11 protein-coding genes are annotated in these 22,763 nt (G+C 62.2%); 6 read left to right on the top strand and 5 right to left on the bottom strand.

Annotated features, from left to right (window positions below; translation table 11 throughout):
* Positions 1 to 1,092: 1,092 nt before the first annotated feature.
* Positions 1,093 to 1,773 (bottom strand): Fe2+-dependent dioxygenase, encoded by a 681-nt coding sequence (locus KBA48_RS03185; protein WP_292903537.1) that lies wholly within the window; start codon positions 1,771 to 1,773, stop codon positions 1,093 to 1,095.
* Between the two features lie 151 nt (positions 1,774 to 1,924).
* Positions 1,925 to 4,291, bottom strand: a complete 2,367-nt coding sequence (locus KBA48_RS03180; RefSeq protein ID WP_292903536.1) for a TonB-dependent siderophore receptor — start codon at positions 4,289 to 4,291, stop codon at positions 1,925 to 1,927.
* A 259-nt stretch (positions 4,292 to 4,550) separates the two neighbouring features.
* Here KBA48_RS03180 and KBA48_RS03175 point away from each other — a divergent pair, with 259 nt between their 5' ends.
* Both KBA48_RS03175 and KBA48_RS03170 read left to right on the top strand, forming a co-directional pair.
* Complete coding sequence (locus KBA48_RS03175; protein WP_292903535.1) at positions 4,551 to 5,414, top strand: hypothetical protein; 864 nt, start codon at positions 4,551 to 4,553, stop codon at positions 5,412 to 5,414.
* Positions 5,415 to 5,444: 30 nt separating this feature from the next.
* Positions 5,445 to 6,335, top strand: a complete 891-nt coding sequence (locus tag KBA48_RS03170; RefSeq protein ID WP_292903534.1) for a hypothetical protein — start codon at positions 5,445 to 5,447, stop codon at positions 6,333 to 6,335.
* 48 nt (positions 6,336 to 6,383) lie between these two features.
* Here the strand turns inward: KBA48_RS03170 and KBA48_RS03165 are convergent, their stop codons facing one another.
* Positions 6,384 to 7,085 carry a hypothetical protein gene (locus KBA48_RS03165; RefSeq protein ID WP_292903533.1) on the bottom strand — a complete coding sequence of 234 codons (702 nt, stop codon included), beginning with the start codon at positions 7,083 to 7,085 and terminating at the stop codon, positions 6,384 to 6,386.
* A gap of 181 nt (positions 7,086 to 7,266) precedes the next feature.
* Between KBA48_RS03165 and KBA48_RS03160 the strand changes: the two genes are divergently transcribed.
* The 3 genes from KBA48_RS03160 to KBA48_RS03150 are packed head-to-tail and all read left to right on the top strand — an operon-like array spanning position 7,267 to position 12,103.
* Complete coding sequence (locus tag KBA48_RS03160) at positions 7,267 to 8,226, top strand: UDP-glucuronic acid decarboxylase family protein (protein ID WP_292903532.1); 960 nt, start codon at positions 7,267 to 7,269, stop codon at positions 8,224 to 8,226.
* Between the two features lie 59 nt (positions 8,227 to 8,285).
* Positions 8,286 to 10,250 (top strand): tetratricopeptide repeat protein, encoded by a 1,965-nt coding sequence (locus KBA48_RS03155; RefSeq protein ID WP_292903531.1) that lies wholly within the window; start codon positions 8,286 to 8,288, stop codon positions 10,248 to 10,250.
* Between the two features lie 8 nt (positions 10,251 to 10,258).
* Positions 10,259 to 12,103 (top strand): glycosyl transferase family 1, encoded by a 1,845-nt coding sequence (locus KBA48_RS03150; protein WP_292903530.1) that lies wholly within the window; start codon positions 10,259 to 10,261, stop codon positions 12,101 to 12,103.
* A gap of 27 nt (positions 12,104 to 12,130) precedes the next feature.
* Here the strand turns inward: KBA48_RS03150 and KBA48_RS03145 are convergent, their stop codons facing one another.
* Both KBA48_RS03145 and KBA48_RS03140 read right to left on the bottom strand, forming a co-directional pair.
* The gene (locus KBA48_RS03145; RefSeq protein ID WP_292903529.1) at positions 12,131 to 13,546 is read right to left on the bottom strand and encodes an HlyD family type I secretion periplasmic adaptor subunit; all 1,416 of its coding nucleotides are present in this window, start codon (positions 13,544 to 13,546) and stop codon (positions 12,131 to 12,133) included.
* A complete protein-coding gene (locus KBA48_RS03140) occupies positions 13,546 to 15,678 on the bottom strand; it encodes a peptidase domain-containing ABC transporter (protein WP_292903528.1) in 2,133 nt (710 codons plus the stop codon). The genes KBA48_RS03145 and KBA48_RS03140 overlap by 1 nt, the downstream gene beginning before the upstream one ends.
* 486 nt (positions 15,679 to 16,164) lie before the next feature.
* On the opposite strand from KBA48_RS03140, the gene KBA48_RS03135 reads away from it, so the two are divergent.
* On the top strand, positions 16,165 to 22,653 hold the full coding sequence (locus KBA48_RS03135) for a hypothetical protein (protein WP_292903527.1): 6,489 nt from the start codon (positions 16,165 to 16,167) through the stop codon (positions 22,651 to 22,653).
* The last annotated feature ends 110 nt before the right edge of the window (positions 22,654 to 22,763 follow it).

The raw sequence follows: 22,763 nt of genomic DNA, 5'->3' as shown, positions 1-22,763 counted from the left end.
GACTTTCGTCCGTTGCAGCCAAATGGATGGCGAAATCATCGCCGGCAGCATTCACGCCGCCGTCGGCATTCAGGAGCGTCCAAGTGACCCGGCCATCAGGCCGCACGATCCGCTGGCACTGCATTGATCGTTCCTGCAAAGGGACATGATAACCAAGAGCGAGGCCGTTTACGTTCGCCGTAAGGAGAGGGGATCACACATCACTTTTATCGTTGTTTTATAGAAAAAATACCATATTATTTTCGTATCAACATCACGCCTATGAGGATCGTAGAATGGGTCGCCCCGCCGGGAGCAAAAACAAAACTCCGCAAGAACTGAAGGTTGAGGCTGAGCTGCTAAAGCGTAAGGCAGAAATGAAGGAACTTGAACGGAAGCGTAAAGAACTCCAGGATGCTCGCCAAAAAAAGAGGTAATAATGAGCGCGAAACACAATGGTCTATGCCCATTTTGTTCGAATTCCGTAACGCCCTCTCTCTTTGAGGAAAACACCATCCGTCGTGATATCTGCAAGTGCCCAGAATGTCATGAGAAAATCCTTGTGTGCAGAACACCCGGATGCACAAATTATGCAAAAGGCGGGAACATTTATGATGATGAACTTTGTCCGTCTTGCACTTCAGGTGTCACGAATGGTGCAGGTGAAGTTGTAAAATACGGCGCAATGGCTGTCGCTGCGGTCTTCGCTACGGCCGCCGCCGCAAAAATACTCAAGCAAGATTAATGACGAAGCATCAGATTTTGCACTTCGGGTTCGAGACTACAAGCCCAGCCTGCGGCTGGGTCCGGTCAGATCGAAACGTGGTGCGGCGACGACCGGTCCCGGCGCGCTTGCGTCGCTGAGGCGCCGCGCGCCGGACCTCGGTCGCGCATGCTAATCATCCTGGACACTACGGATATCAATGTTCACGACGTGCCTGGATGTGCCAGAATCCCAACGTCGTTTATGTCCCTTACACAGCCAAAACCGCTCCGGGTATTTCCATAATTAACATTATCAATCTTCTATCTGTAAGCGGGGTGGATTCTGTTTTGAAGTGCGACTGTCTTTTATAATCAGATGGTTAGCAATGGAGGTGAATCGGCCCCCTGTCATCCCTCCACCCATCGGCGGAGCAGGTTGTGATAGGTGTTGGTCAAGGACAGGATGCCGGGATGGTCGGGCATGTCCTTGTTTAAGGCCAGGATGCCCATGTCCATGTCGAACAGGATACGGCGGTCACCATCGTCGCGCACCATGCTCTGTAGCCAGAAGAAGGAACAGACACGCGCACCGGCGGTTACGGGCCGGACATGGTGCAGGCTGGAACTGGGGTACAAGACCATGTGGCCGGCCGGCAGCTTGACGGCGTGGTGGCCGTACAGATCCTCCACGACCAGTTCCCCACCCTCATATTCATCCGGATCACAGAAGAACAAAGTGCAGGACAGGTCGGTGCGGATGCGGGGCCCGCCGAACGGTACCTGACGGACCGCATTGTCCACATGGGCCCCGAAATGCTGTCCGCCGGCATAGCGGTTGAACATGGGCGGATAGACCCGGGCCGGCAGGGCTGCCGACATGAACAGCAGGTTCTTGGACAGCGCGTCCAGGATCGTCTGGCCCAGGTGTTGTGCCACGGGGTGGCCTTCCGGCAACTGGCTGTTCTCCTTGACCTTTGCCGACTGGAACCCCGCCGTGCCCTTCCCGTCTACCCAATCGGCCGTGTCCAGCGCCTGCCGGCACTGCCGCACCTGTTCGGGGGTAAGGACATCGGGAATGCTGATCATCATGATGAAAGGTCCTGGCAGAATACAGCGATAGGCAGCCTATCGCATGTTCACTTGCGATCCACTCTGATTTGCATCACTTCGCTCATAAAAAAGGCGGCGACCGCTTGACGCAGTCGCCGCCCCGAGCTTCCGATCCCAAGGGACGGGCGGATCAGAAGCTGTAATTGACCGTCAGCATGGCATTGCGGGCATCGCCCGGCGTCGCCCAGCCGCTGGTCGCAACATTGCGGATGCGGGTATAATAAGTCTTGTCGAACAGGTTGTTGACGTTCAGCCGCAGTTCGAGATTGTCGTTGATGAAATAGGCGGCCGAAGCGCGATGCACCCAGTAGCCAGGCGCCGTCCGCATGACGGCGTTGGCATTGTTGGGATACATCTTGCCCGTGAAGGTGGCGCCATAGCCCAACTGCACGCCGACCGGCAGATCATAGGTGGTCCACAGGCTGAAGGCGTTGCGCGGCGTGGCCGTCAGCGGCGCACCGGCGCGGCCGTTGCTACCGGTCAGAGCCGAAGCACAGGCCGCCACCGTCGGGTTGGCCAGACAGTAATCGGACACACCCTGCAACACCTTCGTGTCCAGATAGGTGTAGTTGGCGAAGACGTTCCAACCTTCCACGATCGTGCCGGCAACGCCCAACGCCACGCCGTTCACCCGCGACTTGCCGTCCAACTGCTGATCCGGGATGCCCGGATCGTTGGACGCCACGCGGTAATTGGTGCGTTCATTGCGGAAGAGAGCCGCGGTCAGGCCCAGGCGGCCCTCCAGCACATCCCACTTGGTGCCGATCTCATAATTCTTAGCGGTTTCGGGATCGACATTACAGGTGGTGCTGGTGCCCGTGGCGGTACAGGAACCGGTCACAGTGCTTTGCGACGGGGTTTTGGAATTGCCAAAGGCAACATAGACACTGCCGTTGGATGCGGGTTTGTACACGGCCCCGACACGCCAGGAGAACAGGTCATCCTCGTTCCGGGCCACGGGCGCGGCCGTCGTGGTCACGCCTGTTGCGGCATAGGCGAAGCTCGTCGTCTGGGCGCTGCCCTTGTTGTGTTCCCACCGCACGCCGCCATTCAGTTCGAACTGCTCGTTCAACTGAACACGATCGAACAGATAGACCGCCTGGTTCTCCACCTCATTGTCGGCGTCGGCGGTGACGGTGAAATTCACCGGTCCGTTCCAGACATTTTCCGGATTGGCGATGGTGATGGGCGTGAAGCTGGCGGTCGGTACCGTGCCGTCGGCATTGCGCAGACGGTTGCCGGACTTCTGGTCGAAGCTCTCCGACGAGATCGCGGCGCCCAGGACCAGATCATGGGTGATGCCGCCCGTCACGACCTTCGCCTTCAGGTCAGTCTGGTTGTACAGCATGGTGGTGCTGGCATCGCGGGTGATGCCGCGATTGGTGCTGGGCGTGAACAAGCCGCGCGTGGTGCAGGCCGCCCCCGTATAGGCATTGATGCCGCTGGACAGGCACCATGTCCCCTGCAGGTAAGAGGTGGTGACAAAGGCATCCACCTTCTGCCAGCGGGACAGGTTGCTGACCGACAGGACATCATTGAAACGGTGGTCGATCTTCACCGTGGCGGTGTTGACGGTGCTTTCCTGGGTATCGATGTTGCGATAGCCGTAATAGGCATCGCCGTCGGCACCCGGCAGAATGCCGTTGGAATAGGCGTTCAGCGCGTAGGGCACGCCATATTGCGGGATGTTATTGTCTTCCTGGTGGAAATAGCTGAACGACACCTGCGTGTCGCTGCGCAGACCCAGTGTCAGCGACGGCGCAATGCCCCAGCGGCGGAAATCCTCCACATTACGGCCGGGCACGTCGTTGCGATGCCACATGCCATTGATGCGCAGCGCGGTATTGTCGTCCAGCTTCTGGTTCGTATCGACCGTGGCGCGGTAATAATTGTCGGTGCCGATGCCGGCGCTGGCCTGGGTGAAGCTGTCATCCCGGGCCGCCTTGGACACCAGATTGATGGTGCCGCCCACGGAACCGGAACCTGAATAGACGGAATTGGCGCCGTTCGTCACTTCCACCTGTTCCAGGTTGAAGCTGTCGGAGCGGACATAGGCGCCGCTGTCGCGCACGCCATCCACGGTGATGTCGCTGTTGGCGCTGTAACCGCGAAGCGTGATGCTGTCGGACCCCCCTGCCCCGCCTTCACCCGCGCCGAAGGTGATGCCCGGCACGTTGGACAGCACATCACGCAGGCTGAGCAGGTTCTGTTCCTTGATCACCGAGTTGGGGATCACCGTGATGGTCTGCGGCGTTTCGCGCAGCGGCGCGGTATATTTCGGGGATGCGACCGCTTCCGGCTTGTTGGCCGGCGCCACTGCCTGACCCTCCACACCCAGTGTCGGCAGGACCACTGCCTTCTTTTCCCCTTCCGCCGTAGCAGTGGCGGCCGTTGATTGTGCCAGAACCGGCGCTGCGGATGCGGCCACACCAACCGACAGGGCCGCCATCAGGGCCATACGACCGCGGGCAACCTGTGAATTCGTCTTATCGTCCATTGTTTTGACCTTCTCCTGCCCCACAAGGCATGAATGATTCTTATTCGCTTTTGCAGGGCGCGGCGTTCCGCCGACCCGAGGTTTCCCGTCGCCGCAACTATATTGAGAGCCATTCGCATTCGCAAACAATGAAGTGACCGCATGTCATGCGATGCGAACATGTCGCAGGCTGTTGCCGTGCATGACTGGTTTTGGTCGCCCCCACAGCCGAAAGTCGTTATAAAACCGAGGCGTAAGCAAACCAGGGTGTTCGTGGTTGATGAAAAAGCATAACGAGGCCCTGCTGGCCCAGCAGATCGCACCGGTGGACAGAATGCAGAAGGCGTTGACCAACAGGTTCATAACGCCTCTACATGATGAGATATTCAGGTATCTTTACAATCTGCGTGAAGAACTGGATCCGGATTTGCGCGCGCGATATCCGCAAGTATCGCCGGGCAAGCCCTATCCCCTGGGCCGCTGTACGGAAATCACGGAAACGGTTCTGTCGGAACTGCGGCGGCGTCTGGCGCGGCCGGCGGCACCGGCGGAGCGCGCGATGGCCGCCTTTGTGAAATCGGGTGGAATCCTGCGTCCCATCTGGGGTGCGCTGCGGGGGCAGTTCTTTCAGAATGCGACGCAGTTGGGCGCATTCTACGTGGATGTCGCCAACGATACGGTGACAGTGACGAAGCCGAAGGTGGAAATCCTGCCGCTGGATCAGGCCGGCATGGAGAATGTGCGCGATCTGGCGCATTTCAGCGAGATTGCGGGCAAATACTGGAAGGCCCGGATCGTGGCCAACCATGTGGCACCGTCGCTGGCGCCGCTGCTTCCCATGGTGGCCCTGTTCGATGATAATCAGGCGCGGCTGGTTTCGGTCTGCGACTATATGATCGGCATGATGATGCGTGACCGTTTCACCATGGCCGAACAATGGGTGACGGCAATGCCCTCCCCCCCGGATGAGGTGATCAGCCATTATCGGGCGCGTCTGCCCGACAGCCTGCGCCCGGCCGATGGGGTGGATGGGCGACAGGCGGCCATCGATGCGTGCCGTGCCGCCCGCCAGGCGGGGCAGTGGAAAAGTCAGCCCTGGCTGACGGCCCGAATGGTGGAGATCGGCGAACTGGTTGAGCTTTGACGAGCAGGGCGTGAAAGAACAGAGCGGATCATGGACGCGCAGATCGCAGGTGCCCCCTCATCCCTGCTTCCCGACGAACCCGCCCCCGTTGACAAAAAACAACGGGACCTGACCGGGCATTTTCTGACGCCTCTGCGGGGCGAACTGTACGACATGCTGATGGCGATACGAAGCGGGCTGGACCCGCAGCTTTGCCAGCTTTATCCAACCGTTCGCGATTTGCCTTATCCTCTGGGCCGGTGCCGCGAAATCGCGCTGGCCGTGCGGGGCGAACTGGTCCGGCGGATAAGGGCGCCGCGCAGCCGGGTCGAACAGGCATTGAACAGCTTTATCCGCCAGGGGGGCATGTTCAGGCCCATCTGGGGCGCGTTGCGCGGCCGTTACTTCCAGAATGCCTTCCAGATTGGTGGCCTCTATGTGGATGTCTCCAACGACACCGTGACAGTGACGAAGCCGAAGGTGGAAATCCTGCCCATGGAGGAGAGCGGGATGGAAGCCGTGCGCGATATCGCCCATTTCTGCGCCGTGGCCAGACTGTACTGGGAGGTTGAAACCTATCCCAACCTGATGGCGCCCTCGCTGGCCCCCATCATTTCGGTTGTCGGCTTGCATGCTTCGGGCAGGTGCGAGTTCATATCCGCCAGCGACTACATGGTTGCGCTGTCCATGCGTGATGCCTTCCATGATGCGGAAGCCTGGGTGGCCGGCGGAGAGGCCCCGACGCCTCCACATTTTGCCCAGATGCTGGAACGGGTGCCCCCCGATTTGCGCCCGCAGAGCGGCATGGACCCGCGCATGGCCGCCATAGAGGCCTGCCGTTCGGCGCGGCAGGCCGGACGGCACCTGGACAATCACTGGCGAAACCAGCGGGTCAGCGATTTTCTGCGGATACAGAACAATAGCAATCCGCCGCGGTCGTGACTTGTACCAACGGGTGCGGCGGATTGCGTTTTCGCTTGCGCGCCTTTTTCAGGGCGGGCTGTCCAGTGCGAACAGGAGTACAAGACCCGCCGTCTCCGTGGTGGCGCCGGGTTGCCGCAGATCCAGGGTGCGGCAGGCGGGGGCCATGGGGGCGGCCAGCGCGCTGTTGACGAACCGGGCAAAGGTGCTGTCCGTCATTTCACGGTTGCCGCCCAGGAAAGCGGCGCCACGAACCAGACCTGTGGCCGGATCGTAATAGACCCCGACCTCCGCGCGGTAATTGCCGGCGCCGCCGGGCAGCGGCGGCGGGTCCCAGCAATCCATGATCTGGCTGCGCAGCAGCGGATTGGCCCGGCCGGAGACGTCGTCGATCTTGGCCCAGTTCACCGGCGGGGCGGGCGCCTCGGAAATGGTGGGCTCCCCCTGCTGATGGCTGGGGGGCGGGACCTGCGGCTTGGCGGGGGCCGGTTTGGGCTTCGGCGCTGGCGGTGGTTCCTTGCCGGGGGGCTTGGGCGTCAACGCCTCGATCCGGATTCGGGCCAGCGCCGAGAAGCGGCCGGCCGGATAGGCGTGCAAATAGGCGAAATATTCCGCCGGTTCCTTGCTGTCGCGCACACTTTCCCAAAATACCAGTTCCGGGTCGGCAGGCACGGGGGCCGTCGCCACTGGTACCGGTGCCGGTGGCGTACCACAGGCGGCAAGCGCCAGAAGGCCGGCAACGGCGAGGATGTGACGAAGCTGAAAAGTCACCGGCGGTTCCTCGGGTCAGGGCAGGGTTCCCGCAGCGGGCGGGAAATAAGCGAAACAGGGGCGGCGGACGTTGCTTCCGCTTGGCAGGTGCCCCCCTGCCCGGGTTATAATTGAGACAAGACCATCATGAAAGGCCCGCCATAGGCCGCGGCCTTCGAAAAACGGCCATGAAGGAAAAGATATGAAGCGGGCACGCAAGCGCGTTCTGGTTGCCGGCGGCGCGGGATTCCTCGGCTCTCATCTGTGCGAACGGCTGTTGCGGGACGGGCATGAGGTGCTGTGCATCGATAATTTCTTCACCGGCTCGCGGGAGAATATCCGGCATCTGCTGAATAACCCCTATTTCGAGGTCATGCGCCACGACGTCACCTTCCCCCTGTTTGTGGAGGTGGATGAAATCTACAATCTGGCCTGCCCGGCTTCGCCTATTCATTATCAGTTCAATCCCGTACAGACGACAAAGACATCGGTGCATGGCGCCATCAATCTGCTGGGTCTGGCCAAGCGCACCAAGGCCAAGATATTCCAGGCGAGTACGTCCGAGGTTTATGGCGACCCCACGGTGCATCCGCAGCCCGAGGAATATCGCGGGAACGTCAATCCGATCGGCCCCCGCGCCTGTTATGACGAGGGGAAGCGTTGTGCCGAAACGCTGTTCTTCGATTATCACCGACAGAACGGGGTCAATATCCGTGTGGCCCGCATTTTCAACACCTACGGCCCGCGTATGCACCCCAATGACGGGCGCGTTGTGTCCAACTTCATCGTGCAGGCGCTGCAGGGCCAGCCCATCACCATTTATGGCGAAGGCACGCAAACCCGGTCTTTCTGCTATGTCGATGACCTGATCGAAGGCTTTATCCGCCTGATGGCGGCGCCCGACGAGGTGACCGGCCCCATCAATATTGGCAATCCCGGTGAATACACCATCCGTCAACTGGCGGAGAATGTGGTGCGGCTGACCGGTGCGACATCGGAATTCATCGTAAAGCCCCTGCCGCAGGACGATCCGTTGCAGCGCTGCCCCGATATCACCAAGGCACGGTCTTTGCTGGGTTGGGAGCCGACGATCCATCTGGAAGAGGGATTGAAACGGACCATCGATTATTTCGCCGATCAATTGGGCGTCACTGTCGCCTGACGTGATCGCCCCTGTTCCGGCACCCCGCCCCCCTTCCGACCAGCCCAGTGTTGCGAGCCATGAATATCCTTGAGCTGTTCGCCGCCGCGCAGAACCTCGAAGTTTCCGGAAACAAGCAGGGGGCGGTCGCCCTGTACCAGCAATGGGCGGCGACGCATCCGGACGACCCGGCGCTGCACGCCTGTTATTTCAATCTGGGCACCTTGCTTTTGCATCAGGGGGACAACCATGCCGCCCTGACGGCATTCAACGAGTCCGTGCGGCTGCGCCCCGATTTCATGCCGTCGGTCATCTCGCTGGGCAGTGCGCTGGAGCGGCTGGGGCAGATGGAACTGGCTATCGAATATTGGCGCCAGGCCGTCAACCAGCTCAGCCCGGTCAGCTCCGACACGATCGGTTACAAGACTACGGCGTTGAAGCAATTGGCCCGGGTGCTGACCCAACGCCAGCAGGCGGCCGAAGCGGAGGAGATGCTGCGCCTGTCGCTGGACGTGGCCCCACATAACCGGGAAGAATTGCAGCATTGGGCCAATGCGCGCCAGCGCCTGTGCAAATGGCCGGTGCCGCAGTCGGTCGGGCCGATCAAGGTCGCGGATGTCGTGGCCACCATGGCACCGTTGACGTTGGCCTATTATACCGACGATCCCATGCTGGCCCTGGCCAACGCCTATAATTACTGTCGGCGTGATCTGGTCTGGCCCCGGAAGTTCAAGACCAGCGCCGATTTTGCCGGGCGCCGGCGCCGGGACGATGGGCGGTTGCGCATCGGCTATGTCTCGTCGGACCTGCGGGCTCATGCCATCGGCTATCTGACGTCGGAACTGTTCTCGCTTCACGACCGGTCGCGCGTCGAAGTGTTCGCCTTCTTCTGCGGCTTCCAGTTGGAAGACCCGACGATGATGCGGATCCGCGCCAGTGTGGATCACTGGATCGATATCAACGGCCTGGAAGACGCCAAGACGGCGGAACTGATCGAGGAGCTGGGGATCGACATCCTGGTCGATATCAATGGCCATACAAAGGATGCCCGCACCCGGATGCTGGCCCTGCGGCCGGCGCCCGTCATCATCAACTGGCTGGGATTCCCCGGCACCATGGGCAGCCCCTATCACCATTACATCATTGCGGATGAGGTGATCATCCCGCCGGGGTCGGAGAAATATTTCAGCGAACAGGTGCTGCGCCTGCCCTGCTACCAGCCCAATGACCGTAAGCGCGTGACGTCGCCGGTGGTACCGAGCCGCACCGACTGCGGGTTGCCGGAGAATGCGACCGTCTTCTGCTGTTTCAACGGCATGCAGAAACTGACCCGCTTCACCCTGCAACGGTGGGCGGAAATCCTGCGGCGAGTGGAAAACAGCGTTCTGTGGATATTGGCGGCCGGCAAGGAGTCGGATGCACGTTTCCTGGAACTGATGGCGGCGAACGGCATTGATGCTTCCCGTATCGTCTTCGCCCCCTATGCCGCCAATCCCGACCATATGGCGCGTTATGCGCTGGCCGACCTGTTCCTGGACAATGCGCCCTATGGCGGGCACACGACCGGTTCCGACGCGCTGTGGGCGGGTGTGCCCGTGCTGACGGTGCCGGGCCGCGCCTTCCATTCGCGGGTTTGCGCCAGCCTGGTGATGGCGGCCGGTATTCCGGAACTGGTCTGTCTGGACCCGCGCGAATATGTGGAGAAGGCGGTTCGCCTGGGCAATGATCGTCCGGCCCTGCGGGCCCTGAAACAGAAACTGCTGGAACTGCGCGATCATTCGGTGCTGTTCGATACCGAACTGTTCGCACGCTCCATGGAAGACCTGTTCGATCAGGTATGGTCGGAATGGGAAGCCGGGCAATTGCCGGTTCCGGACCTGACCAACCTGGACACCTATCTGGAGATCGGCAGCGCCTTCGACCACGATGTCGAGGAATTCGGCTTCATCAGCGATTATGAGGAACGGTATCGTCAGGAACTGGCGTTGCGCCATGCCTTGACACCGATACCCCATGACCAGCGGCTCTGGCCGTTGCCGGATTGAGCCTGACCATGGGGCCGCTCGATCTGCTGCGTAACGAGTTGCAAAGCGCAGTGCCATCCGCACCGGATGCGGAGCGGATGGCGCGGTGGCTGGGCTGGCTGCGGACATTGTCGGTGCCGGACATGCTGACCCTGGCGGTGGGCATGCCGGATACCGGCCGTCCCTGGCTGGTGGAAATGCTGCATGCCTGGTTGCAGAGCCAGGGGTCGGGAACGCCGGGGGCCGGGCTGATCTGGTTCAATCTGGGGGTTGAGCTGTCCAAGCTGGATCGCCCGGTCGATGCGGCGACCGCTTATCAGAATGCGCTGCTGTTGCGTCCTGACCTCTGGCAGGCGGCAGTCAATCTGGCCAATCTGCGCGAAGCGGCCGGGGATGCGGCCGGGGCCGCGGAACTTCTGGGCCGGGCGTTGCAGGAGGATCGGGGCCGCACCCTGTTGCTGACCCAGCGCGGGCGCCTGCTGGAAGACCAGCGACGGCTGGCCGAGGCGGAGAACTGTTACTATCGCAGCCTGTTGACCGATCCCGACCAGCCGGACGTGGTGCAGCACTGGGCCTTTGTGCGTCAGAACATCTGTGCCTGGCCTGTCTTTGGTCCGCCCGTTCCGGGGCGGACGCCGGACGAATTGCGGGCGCAATCGGGCGCTTTGGCGACCCTGTCACTAATCGGCACGGTGGAAGGCCAGCGCCGCGCCGTGTCCGACTGGCTGGACCGGCGGCTGGCTAAGATGCCGACCCCCACGGCGCGCTTGGCCCCACCCGACGGCTACGCCCATGACCGCTTGCGCATCGGCTATCTTTCGTCGGATTTCTGCCGCCATCCCATGAGTTTCCTCATGGCGGAACTTCTGGAGCGCCATGACCGCTCGCGGGTGGAGGTCTATGGTTATTGCTCCAGTCCTGAAGATGGCAGCGATATCCGCGCCCGCGTTCTGGCGGCGCTGGATCATCGCCGGCTGGTCGGGAAGATGCCGGATGAGGCCGTGGCCCGGTTGATCCGGTCGGATGAGATCGATGTTCTGATCGATCTGAACGGGGTGACGGCGGGGGACCGGCTGGGGGTTCTGCGGTGGAAGCCGGCCCCGGTTCAGGCCACCTATCTGGGGTTCATCGGCCCCGTGCCGGTACCGGAACTGGATTATATCCTGACCGATGATTATGCGATCCCGCCGCATCTGGCGGGGGCCTACTGGCCACGTCCGCTATATCTGCCGGGCGTCTATCAGGCGAATGACAGCCGGCCCCTGCCCTTGCCCCCGGTCAGCCGGGCGCAGGAGGGGCTGCCGCAGGACCGGTTCGTCTTCTGCTGCTTCTCCAATGCCTACAAGATTTCCGATACGATGTTCGACGGCTGGATGGAGATTCTGGGCCGTGCGCCTGGATCGGTGCTCTGGCTGCTGGCGGATAATGAATGGGCGGCGGCCAATATGCGGGCGCGGGCAACGCGGATGGGGATTGATGCGGACCGGCTGATCATGGCGGGCCGAACCGATCCAGCCCGCTATCGTGCCCGCATGGCACTGGCCGATCTGTTCCTGGACACGACGCCGTACAATGCGGGAACCATCGCCAGCGATGCGTTGCGTGTCGGCCTTCCCTTACTGACCCTGTCGGGCGAGACTTTTGCCAGCCGCATGGCCGGCAGTCTTCTGCATGCCATGGGCGTACCGGAACTCATCACCCTCAACCTGCCGGATTATGTCGATCAGGCCGTCAGACATGCCAGTGATCCGGCATGGCATGCCGCGATCCGGGCGCGGACCAGTCCGGACCAGTGGCACGCCACCCTGGGCGATACCGGTCGTTTCTCCCGCCTGTTCGAAGAAACCTTGGAGCGTGTGGCGATCAGGCGATGATGTTGATCGCCTGATCGCGCTGTCCTATCACGGTTCGTGCAAGGCCTCGTCCAGGCCGCGCAGGATGGGATAAAGGAAATAGCTCATCAGGCTGCGGCTGCCGACCTTGATTTCCGCCTGTATCGACATGCCGGCCGTCAACATGGTCCCCGCCGGCATGCGGTCCAACTGTGTCGAAAGCAGATCGACCTGGGCACGGTGGACATAACTGGCCGACACAATGGGCGATCGCAGTGCGTCGGATTGTTCGATGGTTCCCGGCGCAAAGCTTTCGCGGCTGACGGAACGAAGCGTCCCCTTCAGCATGCCGTGGCGCTGGAACGGAAATGGATCGACCTTGACCTCGACCGGATCCCCGGCCTTCACATAGCCGATGTCGCTGGAACTGATGGTGACATCGGCCACCAGCGGCGTGTCAAGGGCGACCAGCGTGATCAGGGCCTCCGCCTCGCGGGCGACGGCGCCTGCGGACATACGGGCCACCTCCTGAACCACGGCGTCGGCCGGGGCCGACAGTTCGACCAGGTCATTGCGGCGCACGGCCTTGGCCAGCTCCTCATCAACCTGGCTTGCCTCGTGCCGGGTGGTGACAAGCAATTCCAGCAACTGGCGCTGCCAGTCATCGATGAAGTTCTGCCGTTCCGCCCGGCGTGCGCCGATCGTGGCGCGCAGTTCCCCCAGCCGGTTGCCCATGGTCTGCAGGGTCCGCTCCGCCTCCATGCGGGCCGCCTGTGACTCCAGGAGCTGCAGGCGCGAACCGGTCTGTGCCTTGTAAAGCTGCGCACGCACATTCTCTACGTCGCGATAGACGGTAAGCTGTTCCGTCAACGCCTTCTGCTCGTCAAGGGTGGAACGCAGCGAGGCTTCAAGACTGGCAATGTCGCCATCCAAGCTGGCGAGACGCGAATTATACTGGGCCTTGCGCTGGCGCATCAGGCTGGTCTGCAGCGTGATGTCCGGGTCCGGATCCGCAGCCATGCTGTCCGGCACGGGTTTGCCGGCGGCTTCCAGTTCCAGCCTCTGAAGCTGTGCGAACAGGCTGCGCTGCCGGGACGACAGGGCAGCGCGATCGGCCTGCGCGAAGGTGGGGTCCAGCGTGGCCAGAACCTGTCCCTTGCGCACGACATCGCCCGGCCGCACCCGCACCTCCCGGACCACCGCCCGTTCGATGGGCTGCAGCAGGATGGACGGCGCCTGGGTGACCAGCCTGCCGGGCGCCACCACGATCTTGTCCACCTGCACGAAGCAGGCGATGATGGCGATGAGGACAAGCATGCCAACGGCGATCAGATGCGGCGCCCCCAATATGGGCGGCGGCGGCTCGCGGACGATGATCTCCAGTTCCGTCTGGAACTCCAGCGCCTCCGGTGCCACGGGCATGCGTGGCACCGGCGTGCCGACGAACCGCCGCCACCGCGCCCGAAGGTCCCGGAAGGGCCGCATCAATGGATGTGCTTTGTCTGGGTTTCCCATAGGTGCCGGTAGATGTCGCAGCGTTGCAGCAGGGTGGAATGGGGAGCGCAGTCGATCAGCCTGCCCTGTTCCAGCACGATGATCTTGTCGGCCTGCACCAGCGAGGACAGCCGGTGCGAGACGATGATCATGGTGCGGCCCTGGGCAATGCGGGTCAGGTTGCGCTGGACGATGGCTTCGCTGTCCGGATCCAGGGCGCTTGTCGCCTCGTCGAAGATCAGCAGGCGTGGTTGGGTGATCAGGGCGCGGGCAATGGCGATACGCTGCCGTTGCCCGCCAGAGAAGTTGGAGGCATTTTCCTCGACCATCGTATCATAGGACATGGGCAGCCGGTCGATAAACTCGTCGGCGCCGGCCATCTGGGCCGCCTGCAGGATATCCTGCAGGGGGGCATCCGGCCGCGCGGCAGCGATGTTTTCCCGGATCGTGCCGCGGAAAAGCAGATTGTCCTGCAACACCACGCCGATGGATTTGCGCAGATGGTTCAGGTCGATATGACGCAGATCGACGCCATCCAGCTTGATCAGGCCTTCCTGCGGCAGGTGGATTGACTGCACCATACGTGTGATGGTGGTCTTGCCCGATCCGGACCGACCGACGACACCAACCACCTGTCCTTCCTGGATATCGAAGGAAACGCGGTTGAGCGCCGGGGTGGCGCCGGGATTGTAGCGGAAGGTGACCTCATCGAAGGTCATCTGACCGGTGATCAGCGGCCGCGACTGCCGGCTGTGGCCGCTGCGCTCCGGCTCGCTGTTCATGACATTGCCCAGCATCCGGACTGACAGGTCGGCCTCCTGATACTCGTTGATCAGGGCCACCATCTGCAGCAAGGGGCCCGTGACGCGGCCCGACAACATATTAAAAGCGATCAGCGCACCCAACGACATATGCCCGTCGAACACCTGGACGGCGCCGATGGCAAGCACGCTGATCTGCATGATCTTTTCCAACCCCGTGGTCAGCACCCCGCCCAGCACGCCGATGCGGCCGACGGCCGCGTGCCGGCGGACCGCCTGCGCGACCTTCTGGTCCCAGGACCGCTGGCGGCTGTTCTCCAGCACCAGCGACTTCACGGCACGCATGGAATGCAGGGTCTCCACAAGGTGCGCCTGGCGGCCGGCCTCCGTTTCGTACAGCCGGCCCAGTTCGCGGCGGAATATCGGCACCATCAGACCGATGATCCCGGCAATCGCCAGGGAGAAGCCCAGCACAACCGCCATCAGCAGCCCGCTATATAAGAATAGCAGCATCAGCAGGATGGGAAGCGTGATGGCATCCAGAAACACCTGGAACAGCCGGCCGGTCAGGAAATGGCGCAGCTTCTCGGTTTGCTGCATGTGGCGCGTCAGAACGCCGGCGCTGTTTCGCTCGAAGAAATGCAGCGGCAGTGACAGAAGATGCTCGAAGGTGCGGGATGTCAGCTTCGCGTCGATCTTGTTCGACGCCAGGATCATCAGATTCTGGCGCACATAGCCGAAGAATCCGTCGAACAATGTCAGGACGACATAAAGGATGACGATAACGAACAGCGTCTGGTAGCTGTGATGGGGCACAACCTTGTCGACAAGCACCTGAAACATCATGGGCATGAACAGCCCGATCAGGTTGGCCATCAAGGCGGCGATCGCGACACCGCGGAAGAACTTCACGTTCCGCAGGATCTCGGGGAAGAACCAGCTAAACCCAAACGGCTGGTTTTCGTCCATCAGGGCCCAGACGCGCTTGGAGAGGATGACCTCCCCCGTCCAGTTGGCCACGAACTCGCTTTCCGGCACGAAGCGGATGCCCTCTGCTTCGTGCCGCGGGTCGAGGACGGCGGCATGCATGATCCCGCCCTCGGCAGGAAGTGCATAGGCAAGGATTACCCAGTTACCATCCTTCATGATCGCAATTGCCGGGTAAGCGCTGCCTAGCTGGCAGGCCGACTTCCAGGTCATGCGCACACGGCGGCCCTTCAGCCCGGCCGAGCGCATGGCCTTCAGCACACCGGTGACGTGATCGCCCTGGCTTTCCTGGGGCAGCTCATCCGGCGCCAACTGCACGCCATGGTGCAAGGCAATCAGGAAAAGGCACCGCAACGCGGTCATATAAGGGGACAATCGCTACGTCCATCGGCAAGTAGGGGTCCGTCTGAAGTCCGGAACGTAATGCGATTCTTCCGATCACACGACAAAAAACCGCGTCCCCGCCGTAAAATCGCCGCCTCCGACCGGCATGAATGGCCAAGGGCATACCACTTAGGTGTTAACCATGTGGTTGGAGCCTATTGAATCCGTCCGGTGAGCGTGAGGTACGTCGAATGTGGCTTGACTCATTCTTTGGATCGGTATTGTATCCGGAATGACCCAAAAAATTTGGGTGCCTATACCAAAAGGGGAACGAACTCGGCCATCCTGGCGTCGCTTCTGCGCGACTCCTTGGTTGTGTACTTTTCCGGTACTCGGCTCCAGATTCTTGTGGGTGTTCACGTTAAACTGGCACAAGCCTTGCAAGGTTAACCAGCAGAGACGTGACAAGGGTAGTGATCTTCCGGGCAGGGATGATCAACCTTACCGTCCACTAGATTTATGACTCTGGAGTCCGCCATGTCGATCATCTCGTTCCTCACGTCCACGCAGATCGCGCAGCTGACCACGACGACGATCGCATCGTGGAGTACAACAGATCTGAGGCAATTGTCCTCAACCCAGACCGGTGCGTTGGAATCCACGCAGGTCGCGGTTCTCTCCACCACGCAGGTTGGTGGACTTGGTACGACGCAGATCAGCGGTTTGTCGACCACCGCCGTCGCTGCTCTTGCGACCACGCAATTGAACGCGATCAGCACGACCAACATTGTCGGGCTGTCGACCACCCAGTTCGAAGCTCTGACGACGACGCAGGTCGCGGGCCTTTCAACGACATCGGTGCGTGGCCTGACCACCACCTTCATCGCGGCGCTCACGACCACCCAGGTTGCGGCTCTGACGACAGCACAATTGGTGTCGCTGAGCACGGCGCAGGTTCGGGCGATCGAAACGACCGACCTGATTGAATTCTCGACGACGCAGATCGCGTCGTTGACCACGACCCAGATCGTGGCCCTGACCAGCACGCAATTCAGCGCTATTGAAGTGACCGATCTGGCGGCTCTGACATCGGCCCAGTTCCGGGTGCTGACCACGACGCAGATCGCGGGTCTGACCACCACCCAGATCGATGTGCTGACGACGACCCAGATCGCGGCCATGACCACCACCCAGATCCGTGCCATCGAAAGCACGGATCTTGCCGTGTTTTCGACCACCCAGATCGGGGCGCTGACGGCGACGCAGGTTTCCTCGCTGACCACGACGCAGATGGCGGCGATCAACACCACCGATCTGGCGGCCCTGAGCAGCACGCAGCTTGTGGCCCTGACCACCACCCAGGTTGGCGCGCTGACCACCACCCAGTTGGGTGAACTGACCAGCACGCAGGTTGCCCAGTTGGGCACCACGCAGGTGCGTGGCCTGACCACCACCCAGATCGCGGCCTTGTCCACGACCCAGGTCAGTGTGCTGACCAGCACGCAGTTGGTCGCCCTGACCACCGCGCAGATCCAGGCCATCGAAACGACGGACCTGATCGAATTCTCGACGACGCAGATTTCCTCGCTGACCACGACGCAGATCGTGGCCCTGACCAGCACGCAGTTCGGCGCCATTGAAGCGACCGACATTGCGGCCCTGACGTCCGCCCAGTTCCGCGCCCTGACCACGACGCAGATTGCCGGCCTGACCACCACCCAGGTGGATGTGCTGACGACCACCCAGATTGCGTCCATGACCACGACTCAGATCCGTGCCATCGAAAGCACCGATCTGGCCGTGTTCTCCACGACGCAGATCGGCGCGCTGACGGCTTCGCAGGTTTCCGCGCTGAGCACGGCGCAGATCCAGGCGATTAACACCACCGATCTGGCGGCCCTGAGCAGCACGCAGCTTGTGGCCCTGACCACCACGCAGGTGAATGCGCTGACCACCACCCAGTTGGGTGAGTTGACCAGCACGCAGGTTGCCCAGTTGGGCACGACGCAGGTCCGTGGCCTGAACACCACCCAGATCGCGGCCCTGTCCACGACCCAGATCAGTGTGCTGACCAGCACGCAGTTGGTGGCTCTGACCACGGCGCAGATCCAGGCCATCGAAACGACGGACCTGATCGAGTTCTCGACGACGCAGATTTCCTCGCTGACCACGACCCAGATCGTGGCCCTGACCAGCACGCAGTTCGGCGCCATGGAGGCGACCGACCTGGCCGCCCTGACCACGGCCCAGTTCCGGGTGCTGACCACGACCCAGATCGCAGGTCTGACCACGACCCAGATCGATGTGCTGACGACCACGCAGATCGCGGCCATGACCACGACCCAGTTGCGTGGTTTGGAGACGACCGATCTGGCCGTGTTCTCCACGACGCAGATCGGCGCGCTGACGGCTTCGCAGGTTTCCTCGCTGAGCACCGCGCAGATCCAGGCGATTAACACCACCGATCTGGCGGCCCTGAGCAGCACGCAGCTTGTGGCCCTGACCACCACGCAGGTGAATGCGCTGACCACCACCCAGTTGGGTGAGTTGACCAGCACACAGGTGGCCCAGTTGGGCACGACGCAGGTCCGCGGCCTGAACACCACCCAGATTGCAGCCCTGTCCACGACCCAGATCAGTGTCTTGACCAGCACGCAGTTGGTGGCGCTGAGCACCGCGCAGATCCAGGCGATCGAAACGACGGACCTGATCGAGTTCTCGACGACGCAGATTGCCTCGCTGACCACGACCCAGATTGCGGCCCTGACCAGCACGCAGTTCAGCGCCATCGAGGCCACCGATCTTGCCGCCTTGACGTCCGCCCAGTTCCGGGTGCTGACCACGACCCAGATCGCCGGCCTGACCACAACCCAGGTCAACGTGCTGACGACCACGCAGATCGCGGCCATGACCACGACCCAGTTGCGTGGTTTGGAGACGACCGATCTGGCTGTGTTCTCCACGACGCAGATTGGGGCGCTGACGGCTTCGCAGGTTTCCTCGCTGAGCACGGCGCAGATCCAGGCGATCAACACCACCGATCTGGCGGCCCTGAGCAGCACGCAGCTTCTGGCCCTGACCACCACGCAGGTTTCCTCGCTGACCACCACTCAGTTGGGTGAACTGACCAGCACGCAGGTGGCCCAGTTGGGCACGACGCAGGTCCGTGGCCTGAGCACCACCCAGGTGGCCGCGCTGTCCACGACCCAGATCAGTGTCTTGACCAGCACGCAGTTGGTGGCGCTGAGCACCGCGCAGATCCAGGCGATCGAAACGACGGACCTGATCGAGTTCTCGACGACGCAGATTGCCTCGCTGACCACGACCCAGATCGTGGCCCTGACCAGCACGCAGTTCGGCGCCATCGAGGCCACCGATCTGGCCGCTCTGACGTCCGCCCAGTTCCGGGTACTGACCACGACACAGATCGCGGGTCTGACGACGACCCAGATCGATGTGCTGACGACGACCCAGATTGCGGCCATGACCACGACCCAGGTCCGGGCGATCGAAAGCACCGACCTGGCCGTGTTCTCCACGACCCAGATTGGGGCGCTGACGGCGACGCAGGTTTCCGCGCTGACCACGACGCAGATCGTGGCCATCAACACCACTGATCTGGCGGCCCTGAGCAGCACGCAGCTTGTGGCCCTGACCACCACGCAGGTTGCCGCGCTGACCACGACCCAGTTGGATGAACTGACCAGCACGCAGGTTGCCCAGTTGGGCACCACGCAGGTTCGTGGCCTGACCACCACCCAGATCGCGGCCTTGTCCACGACCCAGGTCAGCGTGTTGACCAGCACACAGTTGGTGGCATTGACCACCGCTCAGATCCGCGCCATCGAAACGACGGACCTGATCGAGTTCTCGACGACGCAGATTTCCTCGCTGACCACGACGCAGATCGTGGCCCTGACCAGCACGCAGTTCGGCGCCATCGAGGCTACCGACGTGGCGGCGCTGACCACCGCTCAGTTCCGTGCCCTGACGACGACGCAGATCGCGGGTCTGACAACGACCCAGGTCGATGTGCTGACCAGCACCCAGATCGCCTCGCTGACCACGACCCAGGTCCGTGCCATCGAAAGCACCGATCTGGCCGTGTTCTCCACGACGCAGATTGGCGCTCTGACGGCAGCCCAGGTTTCCGCGCTGACCACGACGCAGATCGTGGCCATCAACACCACCGATCTGGCGGCCCTGAGCAGCACGCAGCTTGTGGCCCTGACCACCACGCAGGTTGGCGCGCTGACCACCACCCAGTTGGGTGAACTGACCAGCACGCAGGTGGCCCAGTTGGGCACCACGCAGGTGCGTGGCCTGACCACCACCCAGGTGGCGGCGCTGTCCACGACCCAGGTCAGCGTGTTGACCAGCACACAGTTGGTGGCGTTGAGCACCGCGCAGATCCAGGCCATCGAAACGACGGACCTGATCGAGTTCTCCACGACGCAGATTTCCTCGCTGACCACGACGCAGATCGTGGCCCTGACCAGCACGCAGTTCGGCGCCATCGAGGCCACTGACGTGGCGGCATTGACCACCGCCCAGTTCCGTGCCCTGACATCGACGCAGATCGCGGGTCTGACCACGACCCAGGTCGATGTTCTGACCACGACCCAGATCGCTTCCATGACCACGACCCAGGTCCGCGCCATCGAAAGCACCGACCTGGCAGTCTTCTCCACCACCCAGATCGGGGCGCTGACGGCAGCCCAGGTTTCCGCGTTGACCTCGACGCAGATCGTGGCGATCAACACCACCGATCTGGCGGCCCTGAACAGCACGCAGCTTGTGGCCCTGACGACGACCCAGGTTGGCGCGCTGACCACCACCCAGTTGGGTGAACTGACCAGCACGCAGGTTGCCCAGTTGGGCACCACGCAGATCCGTGGCCTGACCACCACCCAGGTGGCGGCGCTGTCCACGACCCAGGTCAGCGTGTTGACCAGCACGCAGTTGGTGGCGTTGAGCACGGCGCAGATCCGGGCCATCGAAACGACGGACCTGATCGAATTCTCCACGACGCAGATTTCCTCGCTGACCACGACGCAGATCGTGGCTCTGACCAGCACGCAGTTCAGCGCTATTGAGGCAACCGATCTGGCCGCCCTGACCACGGCCCAGTTCCGGGTGCTGACCACGACCCAGATCGCCGGTCTGACCACGACGCAGGTCGATATGCTGACCAGCACCCAGGTCGCGGCCATGACCACCACCCAGATCCGTGCCATCGAAAGCACCGACCTGGCCGTCTTCTCCACCACCCAGATCGGGGCTCTGACGGCTTCGCAGGTTTCTTCGCTGACCACCGCGCAGATCCAGGCCATCAACACCACCGACCTGGCGGCCCTGAACAGCACCCAGCTTGTGGCCCTGACGACGGCCCAGGTGAATGCGCTGACCACGACCCAGTTGGGTGAACTGACCAGCACGCAGGTTGCCCAGTTGGGCACGACCCAGGTCCGTGGCCTGAGCACCACCCAGGTGGCCGCACTGTCCACGACCCAGGTCAGCGTGTTGACCAGCACGCAGTTGGTCGCCCTGACCACGGCGCAGATCCAGGCGATCGAAACGACGGACCTGATCGAGTTCTCCACGACGCAGATTGCTTCGCTGACCACGACCCAGATTGTGGCCCTGACCAGCACGCAGTTCAGCGCCATTGAGGCAACCGATCTGGCCGCCCTGACCACGGCCCAGTTCCGGGTGCTGACCACGACCCAGATCGCGGGTCTGACCACGACCCAGGTCGATGTGCTGACCAGCACCCAGATCGCGGCCATGACCACGACCCAGATCCGGGCCATCGAAAGCACCGACCTGGCCGTCTTCTCCACCACCCAGATCGGGGCTCTGACGGCTTCGCAGGTTTCTTCGCTTACCACCGCGCAGATCCAGGCGATCAACACCACCGATCTGGCGGCCCTGAACAGCACCCAGCTTGTGTCCCTGACCACCACGCAGGTGAATGCGCTGACCACCACCCAGTTGGGTGAGATGACCAGCACGCAGGTGGCACAGTTGGGCACCACGCAGATCCGTGGCCTGAACACCACCCAGGTGGCGGCTCTGTCCACGACCCAGATCAGCGTGTTGACCAGCACGCAGTTGGTGACGCTGACCACGGCGCAGGTCCGGGCCATCGAAACGACGGACCTGATCGAGTTCTCCACGACGCAGATTGCCTCGCTGACCACGACCCAGATCGCGGCCCTGACCAGCACGCAGTTCAGCGCCTTGGAAGCGACCGATCTGGCTGCCCTGACGTCGGCCCAGTTCCGGGTTCTGACCACGACCCAGATCGCGGGTCTGACCACGACCCAGGTCGATGTTCTGACCACGACGCAAATCGCGGCCATGACCACCACCCAGGTTCGGGCCCTTGAAAGCACTGATCTGGCGGTATTTACGACCACCCAGATCGGGGCGCTGACGGCACAGCAGGTCTCAGCCCTGACGACCTCACAGGTCCAGTCGATCAGCACCACCGATGTGGCGGCGCTGACCAGCACCCAGCTTGTGGCTCTCACCACGGCCCAGGTTGCGGCGCTGACCACCACGCAGGTTGCCGAAATCACCTCGACGCAGGTGGCTACGCTGTCCACGACAGCCATCCGCAGCATCGAGACGACGGACCTCGCGGTTCTCAATGGTACGCAGGCCTCGGCCTTGACCAGCACCCAACTGGCGGCCTTGACCACTGCACAGGTCTCTGCCTTCAGCACGACGGCTGTCGCCGCCCTGACCGATACGCAGCAGTTCCTGTGGTTCTCTTCCACCTTCGTCGCGGCCTTGACCACAACCCAGATTTCCGTGTTGTCGGCGACCCAGATTGCCGCCTTCACGACCACCAACATCCGGGGGCTCAGCACGACGCAGATCGCCTCGCTGTCGACCACTCAGGTCGGAGCCATGGAGACCAGCGACATTGCTGCCCTGACCACCACTCAGACGGCTGGTTTCACCTCGACGCAGATCGGTGTGATGGACGCTGGTCAGTTCAACGCACTGTTCATGTAATCATCCTGGTAAGAGAAGCGGCTGGGCCACTTGTACGGTGGCCCAGCCGTTTTCTTTTGCAGATGCATGCAAGCCATACGATTGGTCACATTGCCCCCGCCCGTCCGGCT

This window comes from Niveispirillum sp., from assembly GCF_017996735.1.
GTDB lineage: Bacteria > Pseudomonadota > Alphaproteobacteria > Azospirillales > Azospirillaceae > Niveispirillum.
The sequence above is the reverse complement of the archived record's forward strand: the minus strand, read 5'-3'. Positions and strand labels throughout refer to the sequence as shown.

Excerpts from the sequence above, each read along its gene's own strand:
- KBA48_RS03185 (WP_292903537.1), bottom strand. The coding sequence starts at position 1,773 with ATGATGATCAGCATTCCCGATGTCCTTACCCCCGAACAGGTGCGGCAG.
- KBA48_RS03180 (WP_292903536.1), bottom strand. The coding sequence starts at position 4,291 with ATGGACGATAAGACGAATTCACAGGTTGCCCGCGGTCGTATGGCCCTG.
- KBA48_RS03175 (WP_292903535.1), top strand. The coding sequence starts at position 4,551 with ATGAAAAAGCATAACGAGGCCCTGCTGGCCCAGCAGATCGCACCGGTG.
- KBA48_RS03170 (WP_292903534.1), top strand. The coding sequence starts at position 5,445 with ATGGACGCGCAGATCGCAGGTGCCCCCTCATCCCTGCTTCCCGACGAA.
- KBA48_RS03160 (WP_292903532.1), top strand. The coding sequence starts at position 7,267 with ATGAAGCGGGCACGCAAGCGCGTTCTGGTTGCCGGCGGCGCGGGATTC.
- KBA48_RS03155 (WP_292903531.1), top strand. The coding sequence starts at position 8,286 with ATGAATATCCTTGAGCTGTTCGCCGCCGCGCAGAACCTCGAAGTTTCC.
- KBA48_RS03150 (WP_292903530.1), top strand. The coding sequence starts at position 10,259 with ATGGGGCCGCTCGATCTGCTGCGTAACGAGTTGCAAAGCGCAGTGCCA.
- KBA48_RS03145 (WP_292903529.1), bottom strand. The coding sequence starts at position 13,546 with ATGCGGCCCTTCCGGGACCTTCGGGCGCGGTGGCGGCGGTTCGTCGGC.
- KBA48_RS03135 (WP_292903527.1), top strand. The coding sequence starts at position 16,165 with ATGTCGATCATCTCGTTCCTCACGTCCACGCAGATCGCGCAGCTGACC.